We start from the raw sequence: 24833 nt of genomic DNA on the forward strand, positions 1-24833 counted from the left end.
CACGGTTGTGCCGCAATTTATAGAAGGCGAAGTACGGGACGTCGGATAGGCAGCACCCATCCTCTGCTCCAGCTGTCACCTGTGGTTAAATCCAGCCATTCATAAATACGCAATAGAACAAAAACCATGAACCGTATAGGAATTATGGCGGCGCTGCATGACGAGATCGCCGCCTTGCTGGAGGCCATGGGGCCTAACGCGCATGTCCATCGCATCGGCTTGCGGGATTACTACGTGGGCCAGGTAGGCGTACGCGAGTGCGTCGTGGTGCTGGCGCGAATAGGCAAAGTGGCTGCGGCCGCCACGGCCGTCACGCTGATTCGTGAATTCCAGGCCAACGCCCTGGTCTTTACCGGGCTGGCCGGCGCGGTGGCCGACGGCCCGCGCGTGGGCGACGTAGTCGTTGCCAATGCCCTTCTGCAGCACGACATGGATGCCAGCCCCTTGTTTCCCCGGCATGAAATACCGCTGCTGGGGCGCAGCCGGTTCGACACCCATGCCGGCCTGTCGGCATTAATGGCCCAATGCGCCCGGGATTATCTGGCCACCGACTTTCTGTCGGACATTGACCCTGATACCAGTCAGACTTTCAGCCTGGGCGCGCCAACCGTACACACCGGCCTGATTGTCAGCGGTGACCGTTTCATCAATGACGCTGCCACCGTGCAGGCCTTGCAGTCGTCGTTGCCCGATGCCTTGTGCGTTGAAATGGAAGGTGCCGCCGTTGCCCAGGTCTGCCATGAGTACGGTGTGCCTTTTGGGGTGCTGCGCACCATCTCGGATCGTGCCGACGACACCGCCGGTGTTGATTTCAGCCGCTTCCTGGGCCGCGTCGCCCGGCACTATTCGGCAGGCATCCTGAAGCGTGTGCTGGAACAGACGCCGACTGATTTGTAACCGCAGTCGCAAAATCATGGGGATAACCCACCTGCACAACGGGAAAAAACATCACTACACTGGCCGCTCGAAACCCGGGGCGCTGCCCCGGAATGCACCGGGAATATCCCATGTATCTACGGAGAATACGGTAGTGAAGCCCCAATCGCTTGACATGATCACCCAACTCATCGGTTTCGATACCGTATCGCGCAACTCCAACCTGGAACTGATTCATTACGTACGCGACTACCTGGCCGGGCATGGGGTGGAAAGCCACCTGGTTATCAACGAAGAACAGACCAAAGCCAATTTGTTTGCGACCGTCGGCCCCAATGTGGAAGGTGGTGTCGTGCTCTCGGGTCACACCGACGTAGTGCCCGTTGATGGCCAGCCGTGGGATACCGATCCGTTCACCATCGTGCAAAAAGATGGTCGCCTGTACGGTCGCGGCACTTGCGACATGAAGGCCTTTTCGGCAATAGCGCTGGCCATGGTGCCCGACATGCTGAAGAAAGGCCTGAAGCGGCCCATCCATTTTGCGCTCAGCTACGACGAGGAAATCGGCTGCTTCGGTGCGCCATCCATGATAGACAGGCTGGTCACCGATATCGCCAAACCCAGCGCGGTGATCGTGGGCGAGCCCACCAGCATGCGGCCCATCGTGGCGCACAAGGGTATTGCCGCGCTGCGCACCACAGTAACCGGGTACGAGGCCCACTCGAGCCAGGTACATCGCGGCGTCAGCGCCGTCATGACCGCCGCCCGCCTGATCACCTTCATCGACGACATGATGGCCGAGAACAAGGCCAACGCCGATCCCGAATGCCGGTTCGTTCCCCCATACACCACATTGCACGTGGGTGTGGTGCATGGCGGTACGGCACTGAACATTATTTCGCGCGAATGCACTTTTACCTGGGACATCCGCATGCTGCCGGGCGACAACTGGCGCAGCTACCTGGATCGGTTCCAGGCGTATGTCGACACACTGCTGCCGGCCATGCAGGCCATTGCTCCCGGCGCTTCCATCCGCACCGAGATCCTGGCCGATGCCCCGCCCCTGCAGGATCAGGGGGGTGCCGCCCAGGAACTGGTGTTCGACCTGTGCGGCCACCAGGGCACAGGGGTGGTTCCTTATGCTGCCGAAGCCGGGCAATTCCAGGAACGTGGCTTCTCTGTCGTGCTGTGCGGGCCGGGCTCTATCGACCAGGCTCATCAGCCCAATGAATACATTGATATTTCCCAGGTTGCCGCGTGCGAAGAATTTCTGGATAAATTAACGGATCAACTGGCCAGTTCGTAAGCGGGCTGCCAGACCATAAAGGGGTATCGCACACGCGCCAGCCCCGGCATCAACCACATTTAAACCGCCAACATTAAATATAGGCAGGAGACAACATGAAATTATCCAAGCTGTTCAAACATACGGCGATTGCCGCCACGCTGGCCCTTAGCCTGGGCCTGGGCCAGTCAGCGGCCGAAGCCAAAACCTTGCGCTGGGCCTATCAGGGCGACATGGCGTCGCTGGACCCCATGGCGCTGAATGAAACTTTCACGCTGGGTTTTCAAAGCTGGTTCTACGAAACACTTACCGCTTACGACAAAGACCTGAAACTGGTGCCCATGCTGGCAGAGAGCTGGGAAAATCCTGAACCCACCAAATGGATCTTCCATTTGCGCAAGGGTGTCACCTTCCATGACGGTAGCCCGTTTACCGCCGAAGACGTGATCTTTTCCTGGAAGCGCAGCCAGACACCAGGCTCCGACATGAAGGCCTACGGTGCCAAAGCGGCGGAAATCAAAAAGATTGACGATCACACCATAGAAGTGATCACGCCCACGCCCAACCCCATCTTCCCTCGCGACTGGACCTTTCTGTACATCATGAGCAAGGACTGGGCCGAAAAGCACAACACCACCGAGGCGACCAACGTCAAGGGCGGGGAAAGCAATTACGCCAACCTGCATGAAAACGGCACGGGGCCCTTCACCATTGTCGATCGCCAGCCCGACGTCAAGACCACACTCAAGCGCTACGACGGTTATTGGAACAAAGACATGCCCACCAATGTCACCGAAGTTGTGTTCCAGCCCATCTCTCAGGAATCCACGCGCGTAGCCGCCTTGATTTCCGGCGAAATGGACATCGTTATTCCAGTGCCCGTGCAAGACTGGCCACGCCTGGAAAGCGAGCCCAACGTGAAGGTCATGAACGAACCCGAGGCACGTTCGGTTTTCATCGGCATGGACCAGCACCGTGATGAACTGCTGTTTTCCGATATAAAGGGCAAGAACCCCTTCAAGGACAAGCGTGTACGCCAGGCCATCGACCTGACGGTCGACACCAATGTGATCAACCAGAAGATCATGCGCGGCGCGGCAAAACCGTTGGGCACCCTGATCGGCGACAAGATCAATGGCTACGACGAGTCGTTTGGCGCACCCTACAAGACTGATCTGAAAAAGGCAAAGGAGCTGATGGTCGAAGCCGGTTACCCCGACGGTTTCAGCGTTCAGCTTGACTGCCCGAACGATCGCTACGTCAACGACGAGAAAATCTGCCAGGCAGTGGCCAGCATGCTGGCACGCATAGGCATCAAGATCGATCTGCTGGCACAAACCAAGTCGAAGTACTTCGCCAAGGTTCTGCTGCAAGCCGGCAACAATACCAGCATGTACTTGCTGGGCTGGACTCCCAGCTCGATCGACGCTGCCAACTCGCTGACCAATCTGGTTTCCTGCCGCAACCCCAAGACTGCCGCAGGGCAGTTCAACCTGGGCGGATACTGCAACAAGGAAATCGACGCACTGACGGCCAAGATCGATACCGAAACCGATCAGGAAAAGCGCAACGCAATGATCAAGCAGGCCTTTACCATGCTGCACAACGACTACGGCTATCTGCCTCTGCACCAGCAGCCCATGTCGTGGGGCGTGCGCAAGGGCATCGAGCTTGCTCAGCGCGGCGACGACGTGCTTGATATCCGTAATGTAGTGATGCCGTAAACGCTTATGCTGGGCTTTATCACCCGACGGATCCTGCAGTCCGTCTTCGTTATGCTGGCCGTCGGGTTCATTGCATTTGGCATGTTCCGCTACGTCGGAGACCCCATCAACAACATGGTGGGGCAGGACACCACCATGGAACAAAGGGCCGAGCTGCGCAAGCAGCTTGGCCTGGATGATCCGTTCCTGGTGCAATATGCACGCTTCATCAGCAACGCTGCACAAGGCGATTTCGGCATGTCCTATCGCCAGCGACGCCCGGTCAGCGAGCTGATCGAAAGCCGCCTGCCGGCCACGCTGGAACTGTCTTTCGTATCAGCCCTGATTGCGCTGTGCCTGGGTATTCCCATGGGCATCTATACCGCCCTCAGGCGCAATGGTGTGCTGTCGCGCAGCTTCATGACCCTGTCGCTGATCGGCATTTCATTACCCACCTTCCTGATCGGTATCCTGATGATCCTGGTCTTCGGGGTCATGCTGCGCTGGCTGCCCAGTTTCGGCCGCGGCGAAGTCGTTGATCTGGGCTGGTGGACCACAGGCTTGCTTACTGTCAGCGGCTGGCAATCGCTGATCATGCCGGCGTTCACGCTGGCCCTGTTCCAGATGACACTGATCATGCGACTGGTACGTGCCGAGATGCTTGAAGTACTGCAGACCGATTTCATTAAGTTTGCCCGTGCTCGCGGACTGCCCGAACGCATGATCAACTTCCGCCACGCCCTGAAAAATACGCTGGTGCCGGTCATTACCATTACCGGGCTGCAACTGGGCTCCATCATTGCGTTCTCGATTATTACGGAAACGGTGTTCCAGTGGCCGGGCATGGGCTTGCTGTTCATCCAGTCCATCGGCGTGGTCGATATCCCGGTCATGGCCGCCTACCTGTTGCTGATCGCCTTCTTTTTCGTGGTGATCAACCTCATTGTCGATCTGCTGTATTTTGCGGTTGATCCACGCTTGCGCGTACAAAGAAACTAGAAGGCCTTGAAGATGACTCAAAGCGCCCTGTCCCGCGCCTATCAAAGCGATATCTTTTACAGTTTTCGCCGTTCGCCCACCGCAATCATTTCTGCGGTGGTCGCCCTGACAATTTTTATCTGTGCACTGTTTGCACCGCTTATCGCGCCGCACGATCCGTTCAACCTGGCCACGCTTGACCTGCTCGATGCCAACATTCCGCCGGTATGGAACGAAAATGGCGACGCACGCTTTCTTCTGGGCACCGACGACCAGGGTCGGGATATGCTCTCGGCCATCTTCTATGGTTCGCGCATCTCGCTGCTGGTGGGATTCGCGTCGGTGCTGTTCTCGCTCGTGATCGGTGTATCGCTGGGCCTGATCAGCGGCTATGTCGGCGGGCGCGTCGACAGCATCATCATGCGCATTGCCGATGTGCAGCTGTCGTTTCCGGCCATCCTGATTGCGCTGCTGATCGACGGCATCGCCCGGGGGCTGCTGCCGCGTGATTCCCACGATGAACTCTCGCTATATGTACTGATCTTCGCCATTGGCATCTCGGGCTGGGTTCAGTACGCACGCACGGTACGCGGCGCCACCATGGTCGAGCGCAACAAGGAATATGTACAGGCGGCGCGCCTGATCGGCATGCGGCCCTTCATGATTCTGCGGCGCCATGTATTGCCCAATGTGCTTGGCCCGGTACTGGTCATTGCCACCATACACCTGGCCATCGCCATCATCACCGAAGCCACGCTGTCGTTCCTGGGCGTTGGCATTCCGCCAACCACGCCATCCCTGGGTACGCTGATCCGTATCGGCAACAGCTACCTGTTCTCGGGCGACTGGTGGATATCCATCTTCCCGGGTGTTGCCCTGGTGCTGCTGGCGCTGTCCGTCAATCTGCTGGGTGACTGGCTGCGCGACGCACTCAACCCCAAGTTACGCTGAGTCTGTCATGGCACTACTCGACATTCAACAACTGCATATCGAATTCAACAGCCGGCGCGGCAACGTGGTGGCCATCCAGGATGTCAGTCTTTCTCTCGAGAAGGGCGACATACTGGGGGTGGTCGGTGAATCGGGGGCAGGCAAATCCACGATAGGCAACGCCGTCATTGGCCTGCTTGAGCCGCCCGGAAAAATGACCGCCGGCACAGTACTGCTGAACGGGGAGCGCATCGACACCTTGCCCGCCCCGGCCTTTCGCAAGGTGCGCGGACGCCGTATCGGCATGATCTTCCAGGATCCGCTAACCTCGCTCGACCCGCTGCAAACCATAGAAAGCCAGCTGGTCGAAACCATGCAGGTACACCTGGACATCAACGCTAATGAAGCACGTGAGCGCGCCATTGCCCTGCTTGAAAGCGTCGGCATAGAACAGGCCGCCGTGCGCCTCAAGCTTTATCCGCATCAGTTCTCGGGCGGCATGCGCCAGCGCGTGGTCATTGCCCTGGCGCTATGCTGCGAACCGGAAGTCATCATTGCCGATGAACCTACAACCGCGCTCGACGTTTCCATCCAGGCGCAAATTCTTGACCTGCTAAGAAAGCTTTGCAAAGAGAAGCAGGTCGGCATGATCATCATCACCCATGACATGGGTGTGATTGCAGAAATCACCGACCGGGTTGCCGTGCTGTATCGGGGCAAGCTGGTTGAAGAAGGCGCCACCCGCCAGATCCTTGGCCGTCCTGAACACCCCTATACCAAGAGCCTGATTTCGGCTGTGCCGCGTTCAGACATCAAGCTCAGCCGCTTCCCCATGGTCAGCTACATCGAAGCCGACAACACGCATATCCGTAACGAATCCAGCAACCTGGCCACCGCCATGGAATGGATAGGTGCGCAGCAGGATTTTGGCGAGCAATCAGACAGTCCGCTGATCCAGGTGCAAGACCTGGGCATGCGGTTTGTTTTGAAGGATGCTTTTCTGAAGCGCCACCGGATCACGCTGGACGCGGTCAAGGATGTGAATTTTTCTATCAACAAGGGCGAAGTCTTTGGCCTGGTGGGCGAGTCGGGCTCGGGCAAGTCGACCGTGGCCCGCCTGATCGCCGGTCTGTACCAGACCCGCAGCGGCTCCGTGAGTTTCAACGGCAGCGTCATCACCGCATTGAACGACCAAAAAGCCATCAATGCTTTCCGTCGCCAGATCCAGATGGTGTTCCAGGATCCGTTCTCGTCATTGAATCCGCGCATGCGCATTCTGGACATCGTGGCCGAACCCATCCGTTTTCACAAGCTGGCAGCCACCGAGGCCGCCACCCGCCGCATCGTGGGCGGCCTGCTTGACTACGTGGGTTTGGGTGAGCAGGCCTTGTCCAGATTTCCGCACGAATTTTCGGGCGGGCAGCGCCAGCGTATTTGCATTGCGCGCGCACTGGCCACACGCCCGCGCTTTCTGATCTGCGATGAACCCACTTCAGCCCTGGACGTCTCGATTCAGGCGCAAATCCTGAATTTGCTGAAAGACCTTCAGGAAAGCCTGGGCCTGACCATGCTGTTCATCAGCCATGACCTGCCCGTGATCCGGCAAATGTGCGACCGGGTTGGCGTCATGCGCCACGGCGAACTGCTTGAAGTGGCCGACACCGAAGCGCTGTTCTCGTCTCCCCAGCACGACTACACACGCCACTTGCTGTCGTTGATGCCCGAACTCGATTTTCTGTCGCGTGAGGGCCTGGACGTGGCCGAAGGCAGCGCCGCTTAGGAAGCGCCCAGCCCGCACGAGCCATCGATCCAAACGACTCAAGCCATATCATTTTAGTATGCAATCAAAAAACTAAGTATTGGCCTGAAAGGAATGCTGCCGGTAAAGTACCTAGGTGTTGGTCTGGAAAAACCAGACCCTTAACAAGACCAAAACCGGGCATTGCGGTGGATAAGAAATCTTTTGACGTGGTGATTGTAGGCGGTGGTATCCACGGCTGTGCAAGTGCATTTTTTCTCGCGCGTAGGGGAATGCGCGTGGCAGTGCTGGAATCGGATTACTGCGGACGCCATGCCTCGGGCGTGAATGCTGGCGGTGTGCGAACACTGGGCAGGCCAGTAGCGGAAATCCCCTTGACGTTGGCATCCAGCGAGCTATGGCATCAAATGGATGCGCTTACCGGTGATAGCGGTGGCTTTGTGGCGCAAGGGCAAATCAAGGTTTCGGAAACCGATGACGAAATCAAGATACTGCAAGAGCGCGTCGCGTTGCTACAATCCCACGGATTTCACCATGAGGTACTGATCGATAAGGACGCGGTACATGAGATCGTGCCTTCGATCGCGTCGCACGTTACCGCTGGAATTTGGGTGAAGTCCGACGGCTTTGCCCTGCCATATCGCAGCGTGACGGCATTTCGGCGCGCAGCGCAAGCAAACGGCGCCTTAGTTCTGGAAAACTGCCCCGTCACTCGGGTGAACCAGAGCGGTTCCAGTTGGCAGATAACAAGCAGCCAAGGCACCTTTGAAAGCGAATACCTGGTCATTTCAGCTGGCGCGTGGTCAGGCAAGATCGCGGCTCAACTCGGAGAATCCGTACCAGTCACACCGGGCGGCCTGATGCTGATGGTCACGCAAAGATTACCGCATTTTATTGATCCGGTGGTCGGCGCCACCGGGCGAGGCCTTTCTTTCAAACAGTTTGATAACGGAACCGTAGTCATTGGCGGCGAATTAAATTGCGGGATTGATATTGACGAGGCGCATGCAGAGCTGGATTTCTCTGGGCTGGCCAATAGCGCCCGCATTGTGTCAGATTTATTCCCATTTCTTGAGCAGATTTCCATCAATCGAGCATGGTCAGGCGTGGAAGGCTTTACGCCCGATCATATGCCTGTCATCGGGCCGAGCCTGACCGCATCCAAATTGATCTACGCCTGTGGATTTTCGTCGAGTGGATTCCAGCTAGGACCCGCTTCCGGGCGCGCGGTATCCGAGCTGATACTGGATGGCGCAAGCCAGGTGGATATCAGTGGGCTGTCGTTGAGTCGCTTTACGCCTGGGAATTAGCTGCGAACGCCAGCAAGTCTTGAGTAAGAGTTGTGCGTACTATGTCGGCAAACCGAGAGGCCAGTACGCTATCAGGCCGGTGTCTGGGGCTGAGCATGTACACCGGAAAATCAACGCGCGGCGAGAACGGCTTGATAGTCAAGCCGCCCGCAATATAATCTTTTGCCACCAGCGGATTAACAATGCTGACGCCTAAGCCATCCTTCACCATGCAACATACTGTTGACAGAAACTCGGTTTCTACCAGCATGGTACGCATGATGTTCTCGTGCTCAAATAGTGCATCTATACGCTCGCGCAAGCCATCGTGATGCGACAGTGACACAAAGGCCTCACCTTCCAAGTCGCGTGCTTCAATCATGGCGTGGCTCTCCAGGCGATGGCCTGGCGGCAATACACATACGCCGCGTGCATCAACCAGTTTTTCTGTTTTGACATCATTTGAGTTGCCGCCACCCGCGTAAACAGCAAAGGCCAAGTCACATAGCTGGGAGGAAATGAGCTGCTCGATAGTGGCTGAATTGTTCGTGCGCACAGACACGGTGACACCAGGGCTAGCATCGGAAAACCGTCGCACCACGCCGGAGATAAAACCCATACCCAATGCTGGCGCAGTAGCAATGCGCAGCCTGCCTGAACCAAAACGTTTGATGTTATGGGCCGTTTCCCTAAGGGTTTTCAGACCCAGATAGTAGCGTTCGACCTCTTTGAAGAACGCAATGGCTTCGTCGGTGGGATGAAGTTTGTTCCCGACACGCTCGAATAGCGACATCTGGAGCTCGTGCTCGAGATGCGCAATCATTCGACTGACATTGGGCTGCGTAGTATGAATATCACGAGCCGCAATGGTCATCGAGCCGGACAGCATGACCGCCCGGAAGGCCTCGATGTTTTTAGGATTCATACTGCCATTGTATGACGTATCAGACGGCCGCCGTGACGATGATTTCCACCAACAGGTCGCCCCGCGCCAGTTTGGACTCACCTGTGGCACGCACAGGGGCAACACCTTCAGGTAGCCACTTGTCCCAGACTGCGTTCATACCGGCAAAATCGCGTTCTATGTCTTTAAGCCAAATTTGAGCGGATAACATCTTCGTGTTATCGGTGCCTGCCTTAGCCAGATAGCTTTCTATTTTCTCAAGTACTTGCCGGGTCTGCCCCGTTATATCTTGCGTGGCATCGCTGGCGGTCAAACCACCAATCAGCACAGTGCCGTTGTGAATAACCACTCGGCTCATGCGCTCGTTGGTTTCAAGGCGGGTAATGTTGGTCATACAACTCTCCATCAAGGGGTTAAGAAGCCGGGCCATCGTGCGCTGTCGACAGCTCAGCCAAGGTAATAGGTTTAATAGGCGGACGAATACGGTAATAACCGACTTCATCAGGCGTAGTATGGCGTGCCGCTGCAATGATTTCGGTCACTGTCAAACCGCACAACCGGCCTTGACAGGGACCCATGCCACAGCGTCCGAAAGACTTAGTCTGGTTGGGCCCTGTGCAACCCATCTCGACAAATCCACGTATGGCACCCGCCGTGACTTCTTCGCAGCGGCACACGATAACGTCATCGGCTGGGATGCGATTGGCGTCCTTAGGGCGATATAAAGCATCAAGGAATGGGCGTATGCGCATGTGTGGCTGCAGCTCGCTACGCGCCGCGCTGATGAGGGGCGAGGCTTTTGCGCCAGTCATCAAACCCAAATCCAGCAAAGCAGCCAGCGCAGCCAACCGACCCTGAATCGTGGCGGCGCCAGCACCGCCAATACCTCGGCCATCTCCAGCGATCAACACACGCTCAGCACCTTCCAAGCGCCCCAGCTCATCGGCGTTAGGGCGCCAACAAAGCTGAGCGGTATCCCAGGTATGCTCCACTCGCAGCGACCAAGTGAATTGAGTATTGGGCACCACACCTTGATGCAACAGTACCAGGCCGGTTTCAATGCGTCGCACTTTGCCACCGCTGGTGAAGCTGATTGCACGAACGCGCTCATCACCATCCACGCGCAGCTCCGTCGCCCCCTTGAAGAAGGGAATCCGCTTCTGGCGCAGTACGCGCAACAGCGCCACACCTTTCTTCATATACGGCCATGCACCCAACGCCTGCGCAAGGTATGGCAGCGCGCGCCTGTAATCATCGGCACGAGTAGTGTCGATGATGGCCGCTATCGGCACCCCAGCCCGTACATACTGCCAAGCCAGCAAATACAACAAAGGCCCGCAGCCTGCCAGCACAGCCGGCTCAGTAGGCACAGTATCAGCGCTTTTCAGCAATATCTGCGCAGCACCGGCGGTCATTACGCCCGGAAGGGTCCAGCCTGGAATAGGAAAGGGACGCTCCATGGCACCACTGCACAGTATGACCCGCTTGCCGCGAACTGAAGCGGAAGTGCCATCTTGTATATAGTTGACTACGCCATCGTGCGTAACCTGCCAAGCAGTGGTGCGTCGCAGGTGCTGGGCATCTGACTCGGAAAATGCACGTGCATGCTCGACACCGGCAGCATAATCCGGCCCCAACGTATGCAGCCTGGCATCAGACGCAACGGTAATACTGCGCCAAATCTGGCCACCTGCGCCATCCTGCTCGTCCAGCAAGGCCACGCTGGCACCTTGCTGTGCCGCCAGTGTGGCAGCGGCCATGCCGGATGGGCCTGCACCGATCACGACGATATCGACTTCCTTATGCATGATTGCGTGACTCCAATTGTGTCCGCCCTTCTTGCGAACGTATCTCCATACCGTCCTGCACGGGAACCAGGCAGCCTTGTCGATTGGGCACGCCATCGATTTCGACCAAACACTCGAAGCAGACACCCATCATGCAGTAGGGCGCGCGAGAAGTACCGCTGACAGGTGATGCCCGCATCCGAAGCATGCCTGATCCCAGCAGCGCTGCGGCCACGCTGACTCCTGCCGCAACCTGACGAGGCTGGCCGTTGAAAAGTATGGTGATGGTGGAGGCGTCCGTGACGCCGGGAAGCACTGTAAAGGCATTAGTGGCCATGATGAAACTCGCGTTTTGGGTCCAGAAAGCGATCACCTGAAAAAGCATCCAGCCCTTCGGGCATAGGTTGGCCGGCGATCCATGGAGCGAGCCGGAAGGCATGCGCCGCCGCCAGCGTGACACCGCTGTGACAAGTTGCAAGAAAGGCGCCTGGATGGGTGGGCGACTCTTGATAAATGGGAAAACCGTCGGGAGACATAATTCTTAGCGCAGCCCAAGTGCGTACAACGTTCAGATCGGCTAGCTGAGGAAAACACACGATGGCACGGCGAGCGATCCCGGCCAGTACATCGGTACGGGTAGTATCGTCCAGGCCACACTCTTCCATCGAGTCGCCGATCTGGATGGATCCTTCGCCTGTCTGACGCACAAAGATCGTGGGATGAGTCAGAAAGGGTGCCACACGCTCACCGATCAATACTTGTCCCTGGTTGGGCACTATCGGAGCATGCAAACCCACTTCACGGGCAAGATCCTTGTTGCCAAGTCCCGCTGCCAGGATCAGGCGCGAGGCTGTACAGACTCCTTGCGAACTACGTACGGTGTAGCGTCCATCGGCATAGTGCACTTGATCAATATGCGAATTGACGTGTCGTCGTGCACCGCGGTCATTGCACGCCTGATGCAAGGCATGAAAAAGCTTGAGCGGATTGACATGACCGTCCATGGGTGTATAGCTGGCACCGGTCACTTGGGCGCCGACTCCCGGCAGCTTCTCCTTGAGCGCAGCCTGGTCCAGCATTTCAAACTGGTAGCTAGGTCCTATCTCGTGCTGTAGCCAGGCCAGCCTGTCCGCCCTTTCTGAAAGCTCCTGCTCGTTCAGACAGAAGTGGAATCCACCATCTTGCCGCAGCTCAACGTCAACACCCGTTTCATCCCGGAGGTCGGCCGCCAGCTCTGGCCAGAGTTCGGCCGAACTCATGGTCCAGTGCGCATACTGGCTATAGCCCCAGCCTTTACCTTGCACCCAGACCAGGCCAAAGTTTCCACGTGATGCTCGAAATGCAATGTCGCCTTCATCGATAACCGTTACCGTAAGGCCCTGGCGCAGCAAACCGTACGCAATGGCACTGCCCACCAAGCCTGCTCCCAGCACAATTACATCGCTATCGTAAGACATCTTTAGTTTTTCCCGACAAGGACACGATCTAAACCCACGATGCGATCAAGTATGAACATCGTCAGCATGGTTGCCACAATCAGTACGGTGGATAGTGATGCCACCAGCGGATCAATACTCTGGGAAATGTAGCTGTACATCGCCACTGGCAAAGTGGTAGTACCCGGCGTTGCCACGAAGACCGTCATAGTGACTTCATCGAAGCTTTGTATAAACGCCAACATCCATCCGCCTGCCACGCCCGGCAAGATCAGCGGCAAAACAATGCGCAAAAACACCGTATGCGGTCGCGCGCCCAGAGAGCGTGCGGCCAGTTCCGTATCACGGCTTAACCCCGTGACCGATGCCAGCGTCAGCCGCAAGGCATAGGGGAACACCACGATGACGTGAGTCATGGACAGCCAACCGAATGAACCACTGAAACCCGCCTGATTGAAGAAACGCAAAAAGGCAATCCCCAGGACCACGTGAGGGATCATGAGCGGCGACAGGAAAAATGCCGAGAGCGCACCACGGCCCGGGAAGCGATAGTTGGCCAGCGCCAAGGCAGCGGGGATCGCCAGCGCTATGGCTACGGTGGCACTGACCAGTGCCAACCATGCCGACATCAAAAAGGCGTCGATAAACTGTCGCTCATCCAAAATAGCGTAGAACCAACGCAGTGATAAGCCATCAGTGGGCAAGGAGATATAGCCCAATGAGGTAAAGGACACAGCTATCACCACCAGCAAGGGCGCGCTGATAAACAAGATGAATAAAGAATGATACGTTAGGCTGAGCCAGTTGTTCTTGAGCATAAGGCTTTCCTAGTTCTCGAAGACCTGGCGGTAGCGCCGCTCAAGCATGTAGTTGCTGCCCAGAATGACAGCAAGCATAGCGATCAAGAGCAATACGGCAATGGCAGCGCCCAACGGCCAGTTCAATGTAGCAGTGAATTCATCGTAGGCGGCAGTGGCCACAACCTTAAGACGGCGCCCACCCAGAATCGATGGAGTGGCAAAGGCAGAGGCGGATAATGCAAACACAATAATGCCCCCTGACAGCACACCCGGCATAAGCTGCGGCAAGATGACACGGCGCAACACTGTGAAGGGTGACGCTCCCAAAGACAGGCCTGCATTTTCGACGGACTGGTCCAGCTTTTGGATGGACGCCCAAACAGAAATGATCATGAACGGGATCAGGACGTGAGTCAGCGCAATGGTGACACCAGTCATGGTGTAGAGCATCTTGATCGGACTATCAATAAGACCCAGATTCGTCAGCGTCATGTTGATCAGGCCTTCGTTACCGATCAGTATGGCCCAACCCAAGGTACGCACGACCACTGAAATCAGCAAGGGACCAAGAATGACCACCAGGAAGATGGCACGCCAGGGACTGCGCATGCGTGAAAGAATCAAGGCTTCCGGTACGCCCAGCAACACACAGAGCAAAGTCACCGCCAACGACATACCACCCGTACGCAGGAATATCTCGTGGTAATACTCGTCACGGATCACATCAAGGTAATTGGCAATAGTGTAGCCTTCGCCCGTACCCAGGCTACCGTCATACACTGCGAAGGAAAGCAAGCCAGTCAGGGCCAAAGGCACTAAGAGCAGGCCAATAAACAAGAGCAAGGCGGGGCTGGACAGCAGCCATGGCATGGGATTGCCCAGCCACCGACGCCAGGAGCTCTGAACATGGGATGTCATGACAGCTGAATTGCTCACGCTTCAGTCCCTCCGGCCAACATGCGCATGTCTTCGTCTTGCCAAGACAGGTAAATAGTGTCGCCTTCCCGGGCCGGCGTATCACCCACGTTGGGCACATTCACACGCAGTCTGCCCAAGGGTCCGTCAACCTCTACTGACCAATGACTTCCCAGGAACATACGGCTACGCACCACACCGCTTACACGGCTTTCGGCTGCAGATACCAATCGTATTTTCTCGGGTCGGATGTATACGTTGATGTCATCCGGATATTGATGCTCTTCATGCGGTATACGCACGTCAAGCCCTGCCAGTTGCACCTGACAACAACTGGCATGGCGTGCGGTAATCTGGGCGGCGATGCAATTTGTTTTACCCAGGAAGCTCGAGGCAAACGGCGACATTGGCCGTTCATAGGCATCGAAAGGCGAGGACACCTGAACAATGCGCCCCCCATGCATGACGGCAATACGATCACTCATGGTCATGGCCTCAATCTGGTCATGCGTGACCAGTATTGTCGTGATGCCCAACTGCTTCTGTATAGCACGCAGCTCCACGTGCATTTCCTCGCGCAGCTTGGCGTCCAGGTTCGACATGGGCTCATCCAACAACAATACGTTGGGCCTGATCGCCAGTGCCCTGGCAATTGCCACGCGCTGGCGCTGGCCGCCCGAAAGTTGTTTTGGATAACGATCGCCCAAACCGGACAGGCGGACCAGATCAAGGGTTTCAGCGATTCGGTCAGCTCTTGCGCTGCGTCCCATCCCTTGCATTTCCAGGCCAAATCCCACATTACCAGCCACCGTCATGTGCGGAAACAAGGCATAGCTTTGAAACACGATACCCATTCCGCGCTTTTCTGGTGCGACATCTGTAATATCGCGGCCCTCCAATCGCAGCCGACCCCGAGTCGGCTCAGCAAAACCAGCCACCATTTGTAGGGTGGTGGTCTTGCCACAACCCGAGGGCCCCAACAGGGAAATGAACTCGCCACGCTCAATATTCAGACTGATGTCTTCAACCACGGTCAGTTCTCCGTAGCGCTTTGCGAGCCCCTCGAGAGCGAGATAAGTCATGGCAAGTTCTTCCTTTGGTGTATCTATTAACGTTCTACAGTGCGATTCCAGCGCGTGGTCCATTCATTGCGCTTGGGATTGACGGTTGTCCAATCCACCACCAGCATATTCTCAACGGCATCAGCACCATAAGGCACTTGCTTGGCAAGCTCAGGTGACAGCTCTACCGTTTTATTGGTGGGGCCCCAGCCTTCGCTCTGAGCCAATATGGTCTGTGTCTCAGGACGTGACAGGAACTCCAGGAACGCCTGGGCCAATTCCGGCTCTGGGCTCTTTTCAATAGCACAGGCGGCAATCTGCAAGGAAACCGCCCCTTCCTTCGGATACACCATCTCTACGGGAAAGCCAGTATTTTTCAGTGCCTGCACGCGTCCACTGCCATGAGCAGCCAGCAACACACTACCATTCTGGAACAGTTCGGCCAGCTTCCCGGGAGCGGGTTCCCAGGACAATACGTTGGGCTGCGCCTCTTCGATCATGGCCTTGAAGCCAGGCTCTATATTTTTTTCACCACCGCCACGCAAACGAGCGAAAACCACAAGGGCATGCAAGCCATAAGTATTGGTGATGGATGGGATAACGACCTTTTGCTTGAGCTTGGGGTTAAGCAGATCTTCCCACGAGTCTGGCGCGGGCAGCCCCATTTTCTTGAAAGCTTCAGTGTTGTATGCCAAACCAGTCGCGACCAAGCCTACTCCCATGGCCTTGCCGCCGATATTGGCCATGGAATACAAATTTTTATAGGTATCGGAATTCACATCGCTGCAGAAGCCCAACTGCATCGCCTGCCACATCGGACCATCGTCCAGAATGGCTACGCCAATTTCGGGGTTATTACGCTGAGCCTGCAACTTGGCCAGGCTTTGCGTTGACGTACCTGTCACCTGCACCACCTTCACGCCAGGATGCTCTTTTTCAAACACGGGAAACAACTTTTCTTTCATCACTTTTTCGGTACTGCCGCCATTGGCAGCTACATACAGCGTCTGGTCAGCCCAGACAACAGTGCTGGAGCACAAGGCAGCAACAACGGCTACAGCGAGTTTGGTACGAAAATGCATAGATTTCTCCTTAGCCGCCGAAGCAGCGCGTGAAACATACTGACATGTTGGGGTAAGTCGATTGTGGTAGGTCGCGTTCAATACCGTCAAATGAGAAAAAGAGCGCTAGCCATACATTTTTGACATGATGAAAAGAGACGTACGGCAACGCCTCTATAGGGCACAGTGGGAACGATACCTGCAACATAGTATTGTCTAAGGGTATGTCCTAACACATCACCACAGGCCTCGTCGGCCGAACAGGCCTGATTAAACATGCACGAGCGCATCAGCATGAATTAAGGATCACAAGATAGTCTTGCGATTACCCCAAAAGGTAGACATCAGTAATGCCTTGACACTCTACGTCACTATTCCAATAATACGAGCACAATGCTGGATGACCATTAGCATGCGCTACGCTGCTGAGGCGCCCATGTCTCGGTCTTACTCACAGCCTAAAAGGAATAACCCCCATGACCACGCCACACTGGACGGACGAACAAGTTTTCAATCAATTGAACAGTGGGGAAAAATGGTCCGGCCCCACCATTACCTACACATTTCCAGATAGTCGTGAGCAAATACACTTCGAGCAAGGCGAGGGCGTGAACTTCACCCCCTTGACTGCGGAGCAACGCGAATACGCCAAGCTGGCCCTGGCCACCTGGAATGACCTGATTGCACCCAATATCGTGCCCGGCTCGATTGGCGCATCCAACATGGAGTTCGGCAATACCTACATGGTCGAGGAACCAGGCTACGCGCATGCCTATTACCCACCCATGGGCAGCATATGGTTCTCGTACATGTACAACGAACTGCAGCATCCTGTACTGGGCAATCGCGGCTTCACCACCTACATTCACGAAATCGGCCATGCGCTGGGGCTGGATCATATGGGTGACTACAACGGCGACGATGATGATGGCCCTTCGTCCTACCAGGACAGCGGGGTGCTATCGATCATGTCTTACTACGGGCCTGAAGACCAGCGCGGCAAAGGTGATGTAATGTGGGGCGACTGGTTCTCGCCGGATGGCGTGATCCATGGGTCTCAAACACCCATGCTGAACGACATCATGGTCATCCAGGCCATATACGGCGCCGCCAACACACGCGCCGACAACACCGTGTACGGGTTTGGCTCGACGGTGGAAGGCGACACGGCGGTCGTGTACGATTTCACCCAGAACGTGTACCCGATTCTTACCTTCTACGACGCCGGCGGCATCGACACCCTGAACCTGAGCGGTTGGGGCACCGACAGCGACATCGACCTGCGTCCCGGGCACTATTCGTCGGCCAACGGCATGACGAACAACCTGGCAATTGCCCGTGGCGTCCTCATCGAGAACCTCACGACGGGCGCAGGCAACGACACGCTTTACGGCAATCAGGCCAACAACATTCTTGACGGCGGAGCCGGACACGACAGCGCCTATTTCTCCGGCGTATTCGCCAACTATACGCTGGTCTATGACCTGGACGGGCGCACATACACCGTGCACGACACCACCGGCGCCGACGGCACTGACACGCTGATCAATATTGAAGTGGCCGGTTTCGAGAACTTCGGCGGCAACCTGAACGACCTGACACCAGGCATACACCGCTACTTCAACACGAACAATGGCACGCATTTCTTTACCGCCAACAACGACGAAGCCAGCAACATCAATGCCCTTGAAGGCCTGATCTACGAGGGCATCGGCTTCATGCGTGATGTCATGCCCAATGCCGAAAGCGTTGCGGTACACGGTTTTCACAACGACGTGACCGGCACGCATTTCTACACAACCAGCAATGACGAAGCCATGAACATCATTGAGACGAACCAGCTGACCTACGAAGGCATCGCCTTCCAGGCCCATGCAGCCAAAACCGAGGCAACCACCGAGGTCTATCGTTTCTACAATTCTTCCACCAACAGCCACTTCTACACGGCCAATGCCGCTGAAATGGAGAACGTGAAAGTCGAGCTGGCAGGCACCTATGTTTTCGAGGGGGTCGCATTCTATACCGAAGCAGCATAGGCACAAAAAGCAACGCAGGGCAGGGATGCAGGCATAATAACTGGCGAACTGGAAACTGGAGACCCACGCCATGCGCCTGATTCAGGCCTTGCCCGACGGTCCGCTGGATATCGTAGGCGACATCCACGGAGAATACGAAGCCTTATGCGAGCTGCTGCACCACCTCGGATACGACGATCACGGCCGACACCCTGATGGGCGCACGCTGGTATTCGTCGGCGACTTCTGCGATCGTGGCCCCGACAGCCCTGCCGTCATGATGCTGGCCCGCCAGCTGATGCATGCCGGCGGCGCCATGGCCGTCATGGGCAACCACGAACTGAATCTGCTGCGCAAAGACCCCAAGGACGGCTCCGGATGGTTCTTTCAAGAGCGTGCTTTACGCGATCACGAAAAATACGCGCCATTCAAGTCACCCACCGAAGCAGAGCGCCAGGACATCAAGAGCCTGGTCGCTTCGCTGCCACTGGTGCTGGAACGGGCCGACCTGCGTGTGGTGCACGCCGCCTGGCATGACCCGGCCATAGAAATCTTGCGGACATCAAGCCCGCTGCCCGGCACCATTTGCCAGTCGTTCGACCGCTGGGAACATGCCATCAAGCAACAGGCCAGAGACAGCGGACAGGCCGGGCTTATCGTGGCCGAACGCGAATCATGGAAGGGCGGGCTGGACAACCCCGCCCGAAAGCCCCCGTTGATGCATGCGGTGGCCAGGTACGACGTTGGCAAACAAATGGGCAACCCTGTCAGGGTGCTCACTTCCGGTGTGGAACGCGTCACCCCGGATCCATTCTTTAATGGCGGCAAATGGCGCTTTACCGAACGCGTGCCCTGGTGGGACGACTACAACAGCCGCATCCCGGTGATTATCGGCCACTACTGGCGCCAGCTCGGTCTGGCCGCTGCCGATGACATCGGCAAACATGGCCCCGACCTGTTCGACGGCATACCGCCTCTGCATTGGCACGGCAAGCACCAAAATGTTTTTTGCGTGGATTTCTCAGCCGGGGGCAAGTGGCTGGAGCGCAAAAGCAGCCAGGCCCTGGCAACAAACTTCAGGCTCGCGGCCTTGCGCTGGCCCGAGCGCAGCGTCATGTTCGACGACGGCAGCCAGCAGATGACTGCCGGCTTTGGTGGTGTCTGAAGCTGACGCCGGCACGCCATAAGCAGCGACCTTAATATCCCTGCTCACGATTCACCAGACCCGTTGGCATCACGCCATTCAACAGGCTGCGTATTTTTGCCGCCACTTGCCTGATGCTTGCGCCACGTAGCGAGGCTGCCGCCACATGAGGGGTAATGGTAATGGCCGGATGACTCCAGAATGGATGACCTGAAGGCAGGGGCTCCTGGGTGAAGACATCCAGCGTCGCACCCTTGATGTGACCGGACGCCAGCATGTCGAGCAAATCCTGCTCAATCAGATGCTCGCCGCGTGCGACATTGATGACGTAGGCATCGGGCAGCAGCTGCTGAAATGTATTTCGACACAGCATGCCTTGGGTTGACGGAGTTAAAGGCAAGGTATTCACCAGCACGCGGGTACGTGCAAGAAACGCCGGTAATTCATCGGCAGAGGCATAAGCCTGTACGCCGGGCATAGGTTTGCCGCGTCGGGACCAGGTTGCGACCGGGTATTCCAGCGCCGCCAGCGTCTGCGCCATCTGCGTTCCCATCAGGCCTGTGCCCATGATGCCTACCGGCCACTGCTCACGCTCGATATCGGGCAAAGGCTGCCAAACACCCTGCCTTTGCTGCACCTGATATTGCTCGAAGTCACGTGATGCGCGCAACAGGGCGTGCACGACATATTCGGCCATTTGCACGCTCATGCCGGCGTCTTCCAGGCGATAAATGGGCAGATCGGCAGGCAGGCCGGGCAGTTTGAACAATGCATCGACACCCGCCCCCAGATTGAAGACCGCTTCAAGCCTGGTTTCGCGCTGGAACAATTCCTGGGGTGGTTTCCAGACAACGGCAAACCGTGCATCGACCGACGGCGCATTGTCTGCCCAATTACTGATGTGTACATCGGGCAGCTCGCGCTGCAGGGGCTCTATCCACTCGTGGGGCGTCGTGTCGTGGGTAGAGGCGAATATTACGTTGGTCATGGGGTTTCCTGCGGCGGCAGTTATGACAAGCGCCAGGCCATTACTGCCGGCAAACTATCAAAGACTATACCACCCGCGAAACACCGCTCGCGCTGTCATACAGCGTTCACTTGAATGTCATCCTGACGACATTCAGGCTCCCTACACTTTCCTGCTTTCAACCGCCGTAACGACGCGCTTGCGGCGCAACGCAGGAAAGATATCATCATGAAACTTAGTCGCCGCGAGATGCTGGGCTTCTCGGCCAGCCTGTTGTCCACAATGATTGCACCCGTCTGGGCCCAGCCCGGCAAGAATGCCGACGGCAAGCGCATCGTGCGCATCGCCGCTTCCGCGCTCAGCAACAATGGCACCTTGTCCACCCTGCGCGAGCAAAGCAACGTTGGCCGCCGCATCCTGCCATCGTTCCTGGAACCCGTCATTGCCACCGACGTACTGGGCGACCTGAGCCTGCAGCCAGGCCTTGCCGAATCGTGGAAACGGATCAGCGACCGCGTGCTGGAAGTGAAGCTGCGCAAGGGCGTGATTTTCCACAACGGTGATGAGATGACAGCCGAGGATGTGGCCTTCAGCTTTGGCCCTCAAGTCATGTTCGGCGACACTCAGCCCAATCGCGGCGACGGCGCCAAGACCATACGCACCGACAGCAAGGACGCCGGCAAGGCACGCGGCACACAATGCCCTCCGGAAGTGGCTGCTGTGGGCCGACGTCTGTGGCCCTCGCTCGAAGAGGTCAAGGTTGTCGACAAGTACACCGTGCAGTTCGTGAATGCCATTCCCGATCCCACGCTGGAGGGACGCCTGACCCGCATGGGCTGCGATGTCATCAGCAAGCGCCACTACGAAGAGGCGAATGACTGGCAGGTTTGGGCCGCCGCCCCCGTAGGCACCGGCCCGTACAAGATCAAGGAGTACAAGAAGGATCAGTACCTGATACTTGAGCGGCACGAGCAGTATTGGGGCGGCCCGGCAGAACTGGATGAAGTTCATTTCTTCGACATTCCGGAACTTGCATCACGCATCAACGGCATGCTGGCAGGCGAGTACGATTTCGCCACCGACATCCCGACCGATCAGATCAAGACAGTCGAAGAGTCGGGCAAGCTGGAGTTCGTGGGCGGCCCCATCATCAACCACCAGATCACATGCTTCGACAAGGCACATCCCGTCCTCAAGGATCCGCGCGTGCGTCTGGCAATGTCGCATGCCATCGACCGCAAGATGATCGTGGACATGATGTGGGATGGCCGCACCGTGGTACCCAAGGGCTTGCAGTTCGAGTTCTACGGCCCCATGCTGGTCACCGAGCACAATGCGCCGGCCTACGACCCCGAGAAAGCCCGGCAACTGCTCAAGGAGGCCGGCTACAAGGGCGAAACCATTCCCTACCGCGTCCTGAACAACTACTACACGGGCCAGGTCCAGAAAGCGCAGATCATGGTCGAGATGTGGCGCGCCGTGGGTGTGAATGTGGAGATCCAGATGGTCGAGAACTGGTCGCAGGTCTATGACCCGTCCACCCAGCGCGGCATCCGCGACTGGTCGAACTCGGCCGGCTTCAACGACCCGGTCAGCTCGCTGGTGCAGCAGCATGGGCCCAACGGTCAGCAGCAACAGAAAGGCGAATGGAGCAATGAAGAGTTCAACCGCCTGTCGGCGGTGCTGGAAAACTCTACCGACCCTGCCGAACGCAAGCGCACCTTTGCGCGCATGCTGCAGATCGCCGAGTATGAAGATCCCGCCTTCATGGTCATACACCAGACAGCGGCCTTCTATGCCAAGCGCAAGGACATCAAGTGGGAATGGTCACCGACCTTCTACATGGATTTCCGCAAGGGCAACACATCCCTGGTGACGGCGTGACGGCAGCGGTTCTGACGCCATTCATGGCCCAGGGCGCATGGCGGCAACCCACGGGGCCGGCGGTACAGCCCGCACAGGCGCGGCCGTCGGCCGAACCGTCCAACGGAACCCCTCTGTTGCGCATACGCGATTTGAAGGTTTCCTTCGACACCGGCACCCATCTGGTGCCTGTGCTGCATGGCGTCGATCTGGAGCTGGCACGCGGCGAGACATTGGGTGTGGTGGGCGAGTCCGGTTGCGGTAAAAGCGTAACGTGGATGGCGGTCATGCAGCTGCTGGGTTCGCGTGCCCTGATAGAGGGCGAGATATCGCTGGATGGTCGCAACATCGCCAATTTGCCGCAGAAGGCCATGACAGCCATACGCGGCCGGCGCATCGCCATGATCTTCCAGGATCCGTCATCCAGCCTGAACCCGGTCAAGACCGTGGGCAAGCAACTGATGGAATCCGTAACGCTGCATCGCGGCCTGAAAGGCGATGCAGCGCGCGCCGAGGCCATACGGCTGCTGGACAGAGTGCATATCCCGAGTGCGGCCCAGCGCATGCGCTCGTGGCCCCATGAGCTGTCCGGCGGCATGAACCAGCGTGTCATGATAGCCATGGCCCTGGCCGGCCAGCCCGAACTGCTGGTTGCCGACGAACCGACGACCGCCCTGGACGTCACCATACAGGCGCAGATCCTGGACTTGCTGCAGGAGCTGCAGCGGGATACCGGCATGGGCCTGGTGGTGATCTCACACGATCTGGGTGTGATTGCCCAGGTCTGTGATCGTGTCATGGTGATGTATGCAGGACGCGTGGTTGAAAAAGCGAACGCCGCCGAACTGTTCAAACATGCCCGGCATCCTTACACGCAGGGACTGATAGGCGCACTGCCCGACCTGGAAGGCCCCATCAGGCGCCTGGAAGCAATACCAGGCACTGTACCCGCGCCCACCGAGATGCCGGCAGGCTGCAGTTTCGCGCCGCGCTGCAGCCATCGCATGACTCGCTGCCAGCATGAACAGCCCGTACTGATGGCCGCGCAGGGCCATCACTTTACCGCTTGCTGGAAGCCATACTCATGACCCGACCACTGCTGGACGTGCGCGCACTGGCGCGCCATTACCGGGTACGCCCACAGCGCAGCCTACTCGGACGCCCTCTTACGCTGAAAGCCGTCAGCGATGTGTCCTTCTCCGTCCATGCCGGCAAAACGCTGGGGCTGGTCGGCGAATCGGGCTGCGGAAAATCCACCACAGCCAAGCTGAGCCTGGGTTTGACCACGGCCACTTCAGGCCAGGTACGTTTTGATGGCGAACTGGTGTCGGGACGGCGTAACGCGCGCTGGCGCGAGATGCGCCGACATATGCAAATGGTGTATCAGGATCCCTTGAGCGTGCTCGACAAGCGCCTGCCAGTCCTGACTCAGGTGATAGAGCCACTGGATATCTTTTCCGTGAGCAAGGCGGCCGAACGCCGACTGCGCGCCCAGGACATGCTGAGCGAAGTGGGACTGACCCAGTCGCTCTGGAACCGTTATCCGCATGAATTGTCTGGCGGCCAGCGCCAGCGTGTGGTGCTTGCGCGAGCGCTGATACTGAGTCCACGGCTGCTGGTCTGCGACGAACCCATTTCAGCCCTGGACGTATCCATACAGGCACAGGTGATCAATCTGCTGCAGGACCTGCAGCAGGAGCACAAACTGGGCATGCTCTTCATCAGTCACGACCTGAAGGTCGTGCGCCAGATCTGCGATGAGGTCGCCGTCATGTATCTGGGCCGCATCGTCGAGCAAGGCAAGCCGCAAGACCTGTTTGCCAATCCGGCGCACCCTTATACCCGGGCCCTGGTATCCGCCATTCCGACCCTGTCGCGCGATAAGCACCACCAACGCATCCTGCTGGAAGGCGATCCGCCCAATCCCATCAACATGCCGTCGGGCTGTGCCTTCCACCCACGCTGTCCGCAGGCCAGCGCCAGCTGCCGCGAGATGATCCCGGTCCTGCAGACCGTGGCGGGCGGCCGCAAAGTGGCCTGTCTGCACATTACTTCCTGAT

At 57.4% G+C, this 24833-nt stretch carries 22 protein-coding genes; 12 read left to right on the forward strand and 10 right to left on the reverse strand.

From position 1 onward, the window contains the following. Positions 1–126: 126 nt before the first annotated feature. The 7 genes from LKR43_RS07730 (at position 127) to LKR43_RS07760 (ending at position 8841) form a co-directional block, all read left to right on the forward strand. On the forward strand, positions 127–897 hold the full coding sequence (locus LKR43_RS07730; protein ID WP_227683472.1) for a 5'-methylthioadenosine/adenosylhomocysteine nucleosidase: 771 nt from the start codon (positions 127–129) through the stop codon (positions 895–897). A 133-nt stretch (positions 898–1030) separates the two neighbouring features. Beyond that, positions 1031–2182 carry an acetylornithine deacetylase gene (argE, locus tag LKR43_RS07735; protein WP_227683473.1) on the forward strand — a complete coding sequence of 384 codons (1152 nt, stop codon included), beginning with the start codon at positions 1031–1033 and terminating at the stop codon, positions 2180–2182. A 95-nt stretch (positions 2183–2277) separates the two neighbouring features. After that, the gene (locus tag LKR43_RS07740; protein WP_227683474.1) at positions 2278–3885 is read left to right on the forward strand and encodes an ABC transporter substrate-binding protein; all 1608 of its coding nucleotides are present in this window, start codon (positions 2278–2280) and stop codon (positions 3883–3885) included. Between the two features lie 6 nt (positions 3886–3891). After that, positions 3892–4863 (forward strand): ABC transporter permease, encoded by a 972-nt coding sequence (locus tag LKR43_RS07745; protein ID WP_227683475.1) that lies wholly within the window; start codon positions 3892–3894, stop codon positions 4861–4863. Between the two features lie 12 nt (positions 4864–4875). Beyond that, positions 4876–5793 (forward strand): ABC transporter permease, encoded by a 918-nt coding sequence (locus tag LKR43_RS07750; RefSeq protein WP_227683476.1) that lies wholly within the window; start codon positions 4876–4878, stop codon positions 5791–5793. Positions 5794–5800: 7 nt separating this feature from the next. Then, positions 5801–7552, forward strand: coding sequence for an ABC transporter ATP-binding protein (locus tag LKR43_RS07755; protein ID WP_227683477.1), 1752 nt, complete (start codon positions 5801–5803; stop codon positions 7550–7552). A 167-nt stretch (positions 7553–7719) separates the two neighbouring features. Then, positions 7720–8841, forward strand: a complete 1122-nt coding sequence (locus LKR43_RS07760) for an FAD-binding oxidoreductase (RefSeq protein ID WP_227683478.1) — start codon at positions 7720–7722, stop codon at positions 8839–8841. On the opposite strand, the gene LKR43_RS07765 is transcribed toward LKR43_RS07760, so the two are convergent. The 9 genes from LKR43_RS07765 to LKR43_RS07805 all read right to left on the reverse strand — a co-directional run bounded on the left by LKR43_RS07765 (position 8825) and on the right by LKR43_RS07805 (position 16805). Next, entirely contained in the window at positions 8825–9745 is a 921-nt protein-coding gene (locus LKR43_RS07765; RefSeq protein ID WP_227683479.1) for a LysR substrate-binding domain-containing protein, read from the reverse strand. The two genes, LKR43_RS07760 and LKR43_RS07765, sit on opposite strands and share 17 nt — an antisense overlap. A gap of 19 nt (positions 9746–9764) precedes the next feature. Next, positions 9765–10118, reverse strand: coding sequence for a RidA family protein (locus tag LKR43_RS07770; protein ID WP_180030550.1), 354 nt, complete (start codon positions 10116–10118; stop codon positions 9765–9767). A gap of 19 nt (positions 10119–10137) precedes the next feature. After that, a complete protein-coding gene (locus tag LKR43_RS07775; protein ID WP_227683480.1) occupies positions 10138–11532 on the reverse strand; it encodes an NAD(P)/FAD-dependent oxidoreductase in 1395 nt (464 codons plus the stop codon). Then, the gene (locus LKR43_RS07780; protein ID WP_180030548.1) at positions 11525–11848 is read right to left on the reverse strand and encodes a (2Fe-2S)-binding protein; all 324 of its coding nucleotides are present in this window, start codon (positions 11846–11848) and stop codon (positions 11525–11527) included. The genes LKR43_RS07775 and LKR43_RS07780 overlap by 8 nt, the downstream gene beginning before the upstream one ends. Continuing rightward, positions 11838–12968 (reverse strand): FAD-binding oxidoreductase, encoded by a 1131-nt coding sequence (locus tag LKR43_RS07785; protein WP_227683481.1) that lies wholly within the window; start codon positions 12966–12968, stop codon positions 11838–11840. Before LKR43_RS07785 ends, LKR43_RS07780 begins: the two co-directional genes overlap by 11 nt. Before the next feature lie 2 nt (positions 12969–12970). Continuing rightward, positions 12971–13765: an ABC transporter permease gene (locus LKR43_RS07790; protein ID WP_180030546.1), complete on the reverse strand. Its 795-nt coding sequence runs from the start codon at positions 13763–13765 to the stop codon at positions 12971–12973. A 9-nt stretch (positions 13766–13774) separates the two neighbouring features. Continuing rightward, entirely contained in the window at positions 13775–14617 is an 843-nt protein-coding gene (locus tag LKR43_RS07795; RefSeq protein ID WP_227683612.1) for an ABC transporter permease, read from the reverse strand. 62 nt (positions 14618–14679) lie between these two features. Then, complete coding sequence (locus LKR43_RS07800) at positions 14680–15744, reverse strand: ABC transporter ATP-binding protein (RefSeq protein ID WP_180030545.1); 1065 nt, start codon at positions 15742–15744, stop codon at positions 14680–14682. 26 nt (positions 15745–15770) lie between these two features. Beyond that, on the reverse strand, positions 15771–16805 hold the full coding sequence (locus LKR43_RS07805; RefSeq protein ID WP_180030544.1) for an ABC transporter substrate-binding protein: 1035 nt from the start codon (positions 16803–16805) through the stop codon (positions 15771–15773). Between the two features lie 455 nt (positions 16806–17260). Here LKR43_RS07805 and LKR43_RS07810 point away from each other — a divergent pair, with 455 nt between their 5' ends. After that, positions 17261–18820, forward strand: coding sequence for a M10 family metallopeptidase C-terminal domain-containing protein (locus LKR43_RS07810; RefSeq protein WP_227683482.1), 1560 nt, complete (start codon positions 17261–17263; stop codon positions 18818–18820). A gap of 70 nt (positions 18821–18890) precedes the next feature. Further along, positions 18891–19964: a metallophosphoesterase gene (locus LKR43_RS07815; RefSeq protein ID WP_227683483.1), complete on the forward strand. Its 1074-nt coding sequence runs from the start codon at positions 18891–18893 to the stop codon at positions 19962–19964. A 31-nt stretch (positions 19965–19995) separates the two neighbouring features. Here the strand turns inward: LKR43_RS07815 and LKR43_RS07820 are convergent, their stop codons facing one another. After that, the gene (locus LKR43_RS07820) at positions 19996–20931 is read right to left on the reverse strand and encodes a glyoxylate/hydroxypyruvate reductase A (protein ID WP_227683484.1); all 936 of its coding nucleotides are present in this window, start codon (positions 20929–20931) and stop codon (positions 19996–19998) included. Positions 20932–21138: 207 nt separating this feature from the next. Here LKR43_RS07820 and LKR43_RS07825 point away from each other — a divergent pair, with 207 nt between their 5' ends. The 3 genes from LKR43_RS07825 to LKR43_RS07835 are packed head-to-tail and all read left to right on the forward strand — an operon-like array spanning position 21139 to position 24832. Continuing rightward, positions 21139–22794 (forward strand): ABC transporter substrate-binding protein, encoded by a 1656-nt coding sequence (locus tag LKR43_RS07825; RefSeq protein ID WP_227683485.1) that lies wholly within the window; start codon positions 21139–21141, stop codon positions 22792–22794. Then, positions 22791–23861, forward strand: coding sequence for an ABC transporter ATP-binding protein (locus tag LKR43_RS07830; protein WP_227683486.1), 1071 nt, complete (start codon positions 22791–22793; stop codon positions 23859–23861). Before LKR43_RS07825 ends, LKR43_RS07830 begins: the two co-directional genes overlap by 4 nt. Beyond that, the gene (locus LKR43_RS07835; RefSeq protein WP_227683487.1) at positions 23858–24832 is read left to right on the forward strand and encodes an ABC transporter ATP-binding protein; all 975 of its coding nucleotides are present in this window, start codon (positions 23858–23860) and stop codon (positions 24830–24832) included. The genes LKR43_RS07830 and LKR43_RS07835 overlap by 4 nt, the downstream gene beginning before the upstream one ends. Position 24833 lies beyond the last annotated feature (1 nt).

Source organism: Pusillimonas sp. MFBS29, from assembly GCF_020687695.1.
GTDB lineage: Bacteria > Pseudomonadota > Gammaproteobacteria > Burkholderiales > Burkholderiaceae_B > Pusillimonas_C.

Bases quoted from the DNA above. Each gene is read 5' to 3' on its own strand.
- LKR43_RS07730 (WP_227683472.1), top strand. From the start codon at position 127: ATGAACCGTATAGGAATTATGGCGGCGCTGCATGACGAGATCGCCGCC.
- LKR43_RS07740 (WP_227683474.1), top strand. From the start codon at position 2,278: ATGAAATTATCCAAGCTGTTCAAACATACGGCGATTGCCGCCACGCTG.
- LKR43_RS07745 (WP_227683475.1), top strand. From the start codon at position 3,892: ATGCTGGGCTTTATCACCCGACGGATCCTGCAGTCCGTCTTCGTTATG.
- LKR43_RS07750 (WP_227683476.1), top strand. From the start codon at position 4,876: ATGACTCAAAGCGCCCTGTCCCGCGCCTATCAAAGCGATATCTTTTAC.
- LKR43_RS07755 (WP_227683477.1), top strand. From the start codon at position 5,801: ATGGCACTACTCGACATTCAACAACTGCATATCGAATTCAACAGCCGG.
- LKR43_RS07765 (WP_227683479.1), bottom strand. From the start codon at position 9,745: ATGAATCCTAAAAACATCGAGGCCTTCCGGGCGGTCATGCTGTCCGGC.
- LKR43_RS07770 (WP_180030550.1), bottom strand. From the start codon at position 10,118: ATGACCAACATTACCCGCCTTGAAACCAACGAGCGCATGAGCCGAGTG.
- LKR43_RS07775 (WP_227683480.1), bottom strand. From the start codon at position 11,532: ATGCATAAGGAAGTCGATATCGTCGTGATCGGTGCAGGCCCATCCGGC.
- LKR43_RS07780 (WP_180030548.1), bottom strand. From the start codon at position 11,848: ATGGCCACTAATGCCTTTACAGTGCTTCCCGGCGTCACGGACGCCTCC.
- LKR43_RS07785 (WP_227683481.1), bottom strand. From the start codon at position 12,968: ATGTCTTACGATAGCGATGTAATTGTGCTGGGAGCAGGCTTGGTGGGC.
- LKR43_RS07790 (WP_180030546.1), bottom strand. From the start codon at position 13,765: ATGCTCAAGAACAACTGGCTCAGCCTAACGTATCATTCTTTATTCATC.
- LKR43_RS07795 (WP_227683612.1), bottom strand. From the start codon at position 14,617: ATGCCATGGCTGCTGTCCAGCCCCGCCTTGCTCTTGTTTATTGGCCTG.
- LKR43_RS07800 (WP_180030545.1), bottom strand. From the start codon at position 15,744: ATGACTTATCTCGCTCTCGAGGGGCTCGCAAAGCGCTACGGAGAACTG.
- LKR43_RS07805 (WP_180030544.1), bottom strand. From the start codon at position 16,805: ATGCATTTTCGTACCAAACTCGCTGTAGCCGTTGTTGCTGCCTTGTGC.
- LKR43_RS07810 (WP_227683482.1), top strand. From the start codon at position 17,261: ATGACCACGCCACACTGGACGGACGAACAAGTTTTCAATCAATTGAAC.
- LKR43_RS07815 (WP_227683483.1), top strand. From the start codon at position 18,891: ATGCGCCTGATTCAGGCCTTGCCCGACGGTCCGCTGGATATCGTAGGC.
- LKR43_RS07820 (WP_227683484.1), bottom strand. From the start codon at position 20,931: ATGACCAACGTAATATTCGCCTCTACCCACGACACGACGCCCCACGAG.
- LKR43_RS07825 (WP_227683485.1), top strand. From the start codon at position 21,139: ATGAAACTTAGTCGCCGCGAGATGCTGGGCTTCTCGGCCAGCCTGTTG.
- LKR43_RS07835 (WP_227683487.1), top strand. From the start codon at position 23,858: ATGACCCGACCACTGCTGGACGTGCGCGCACTGGCGCGCCATTACCGG.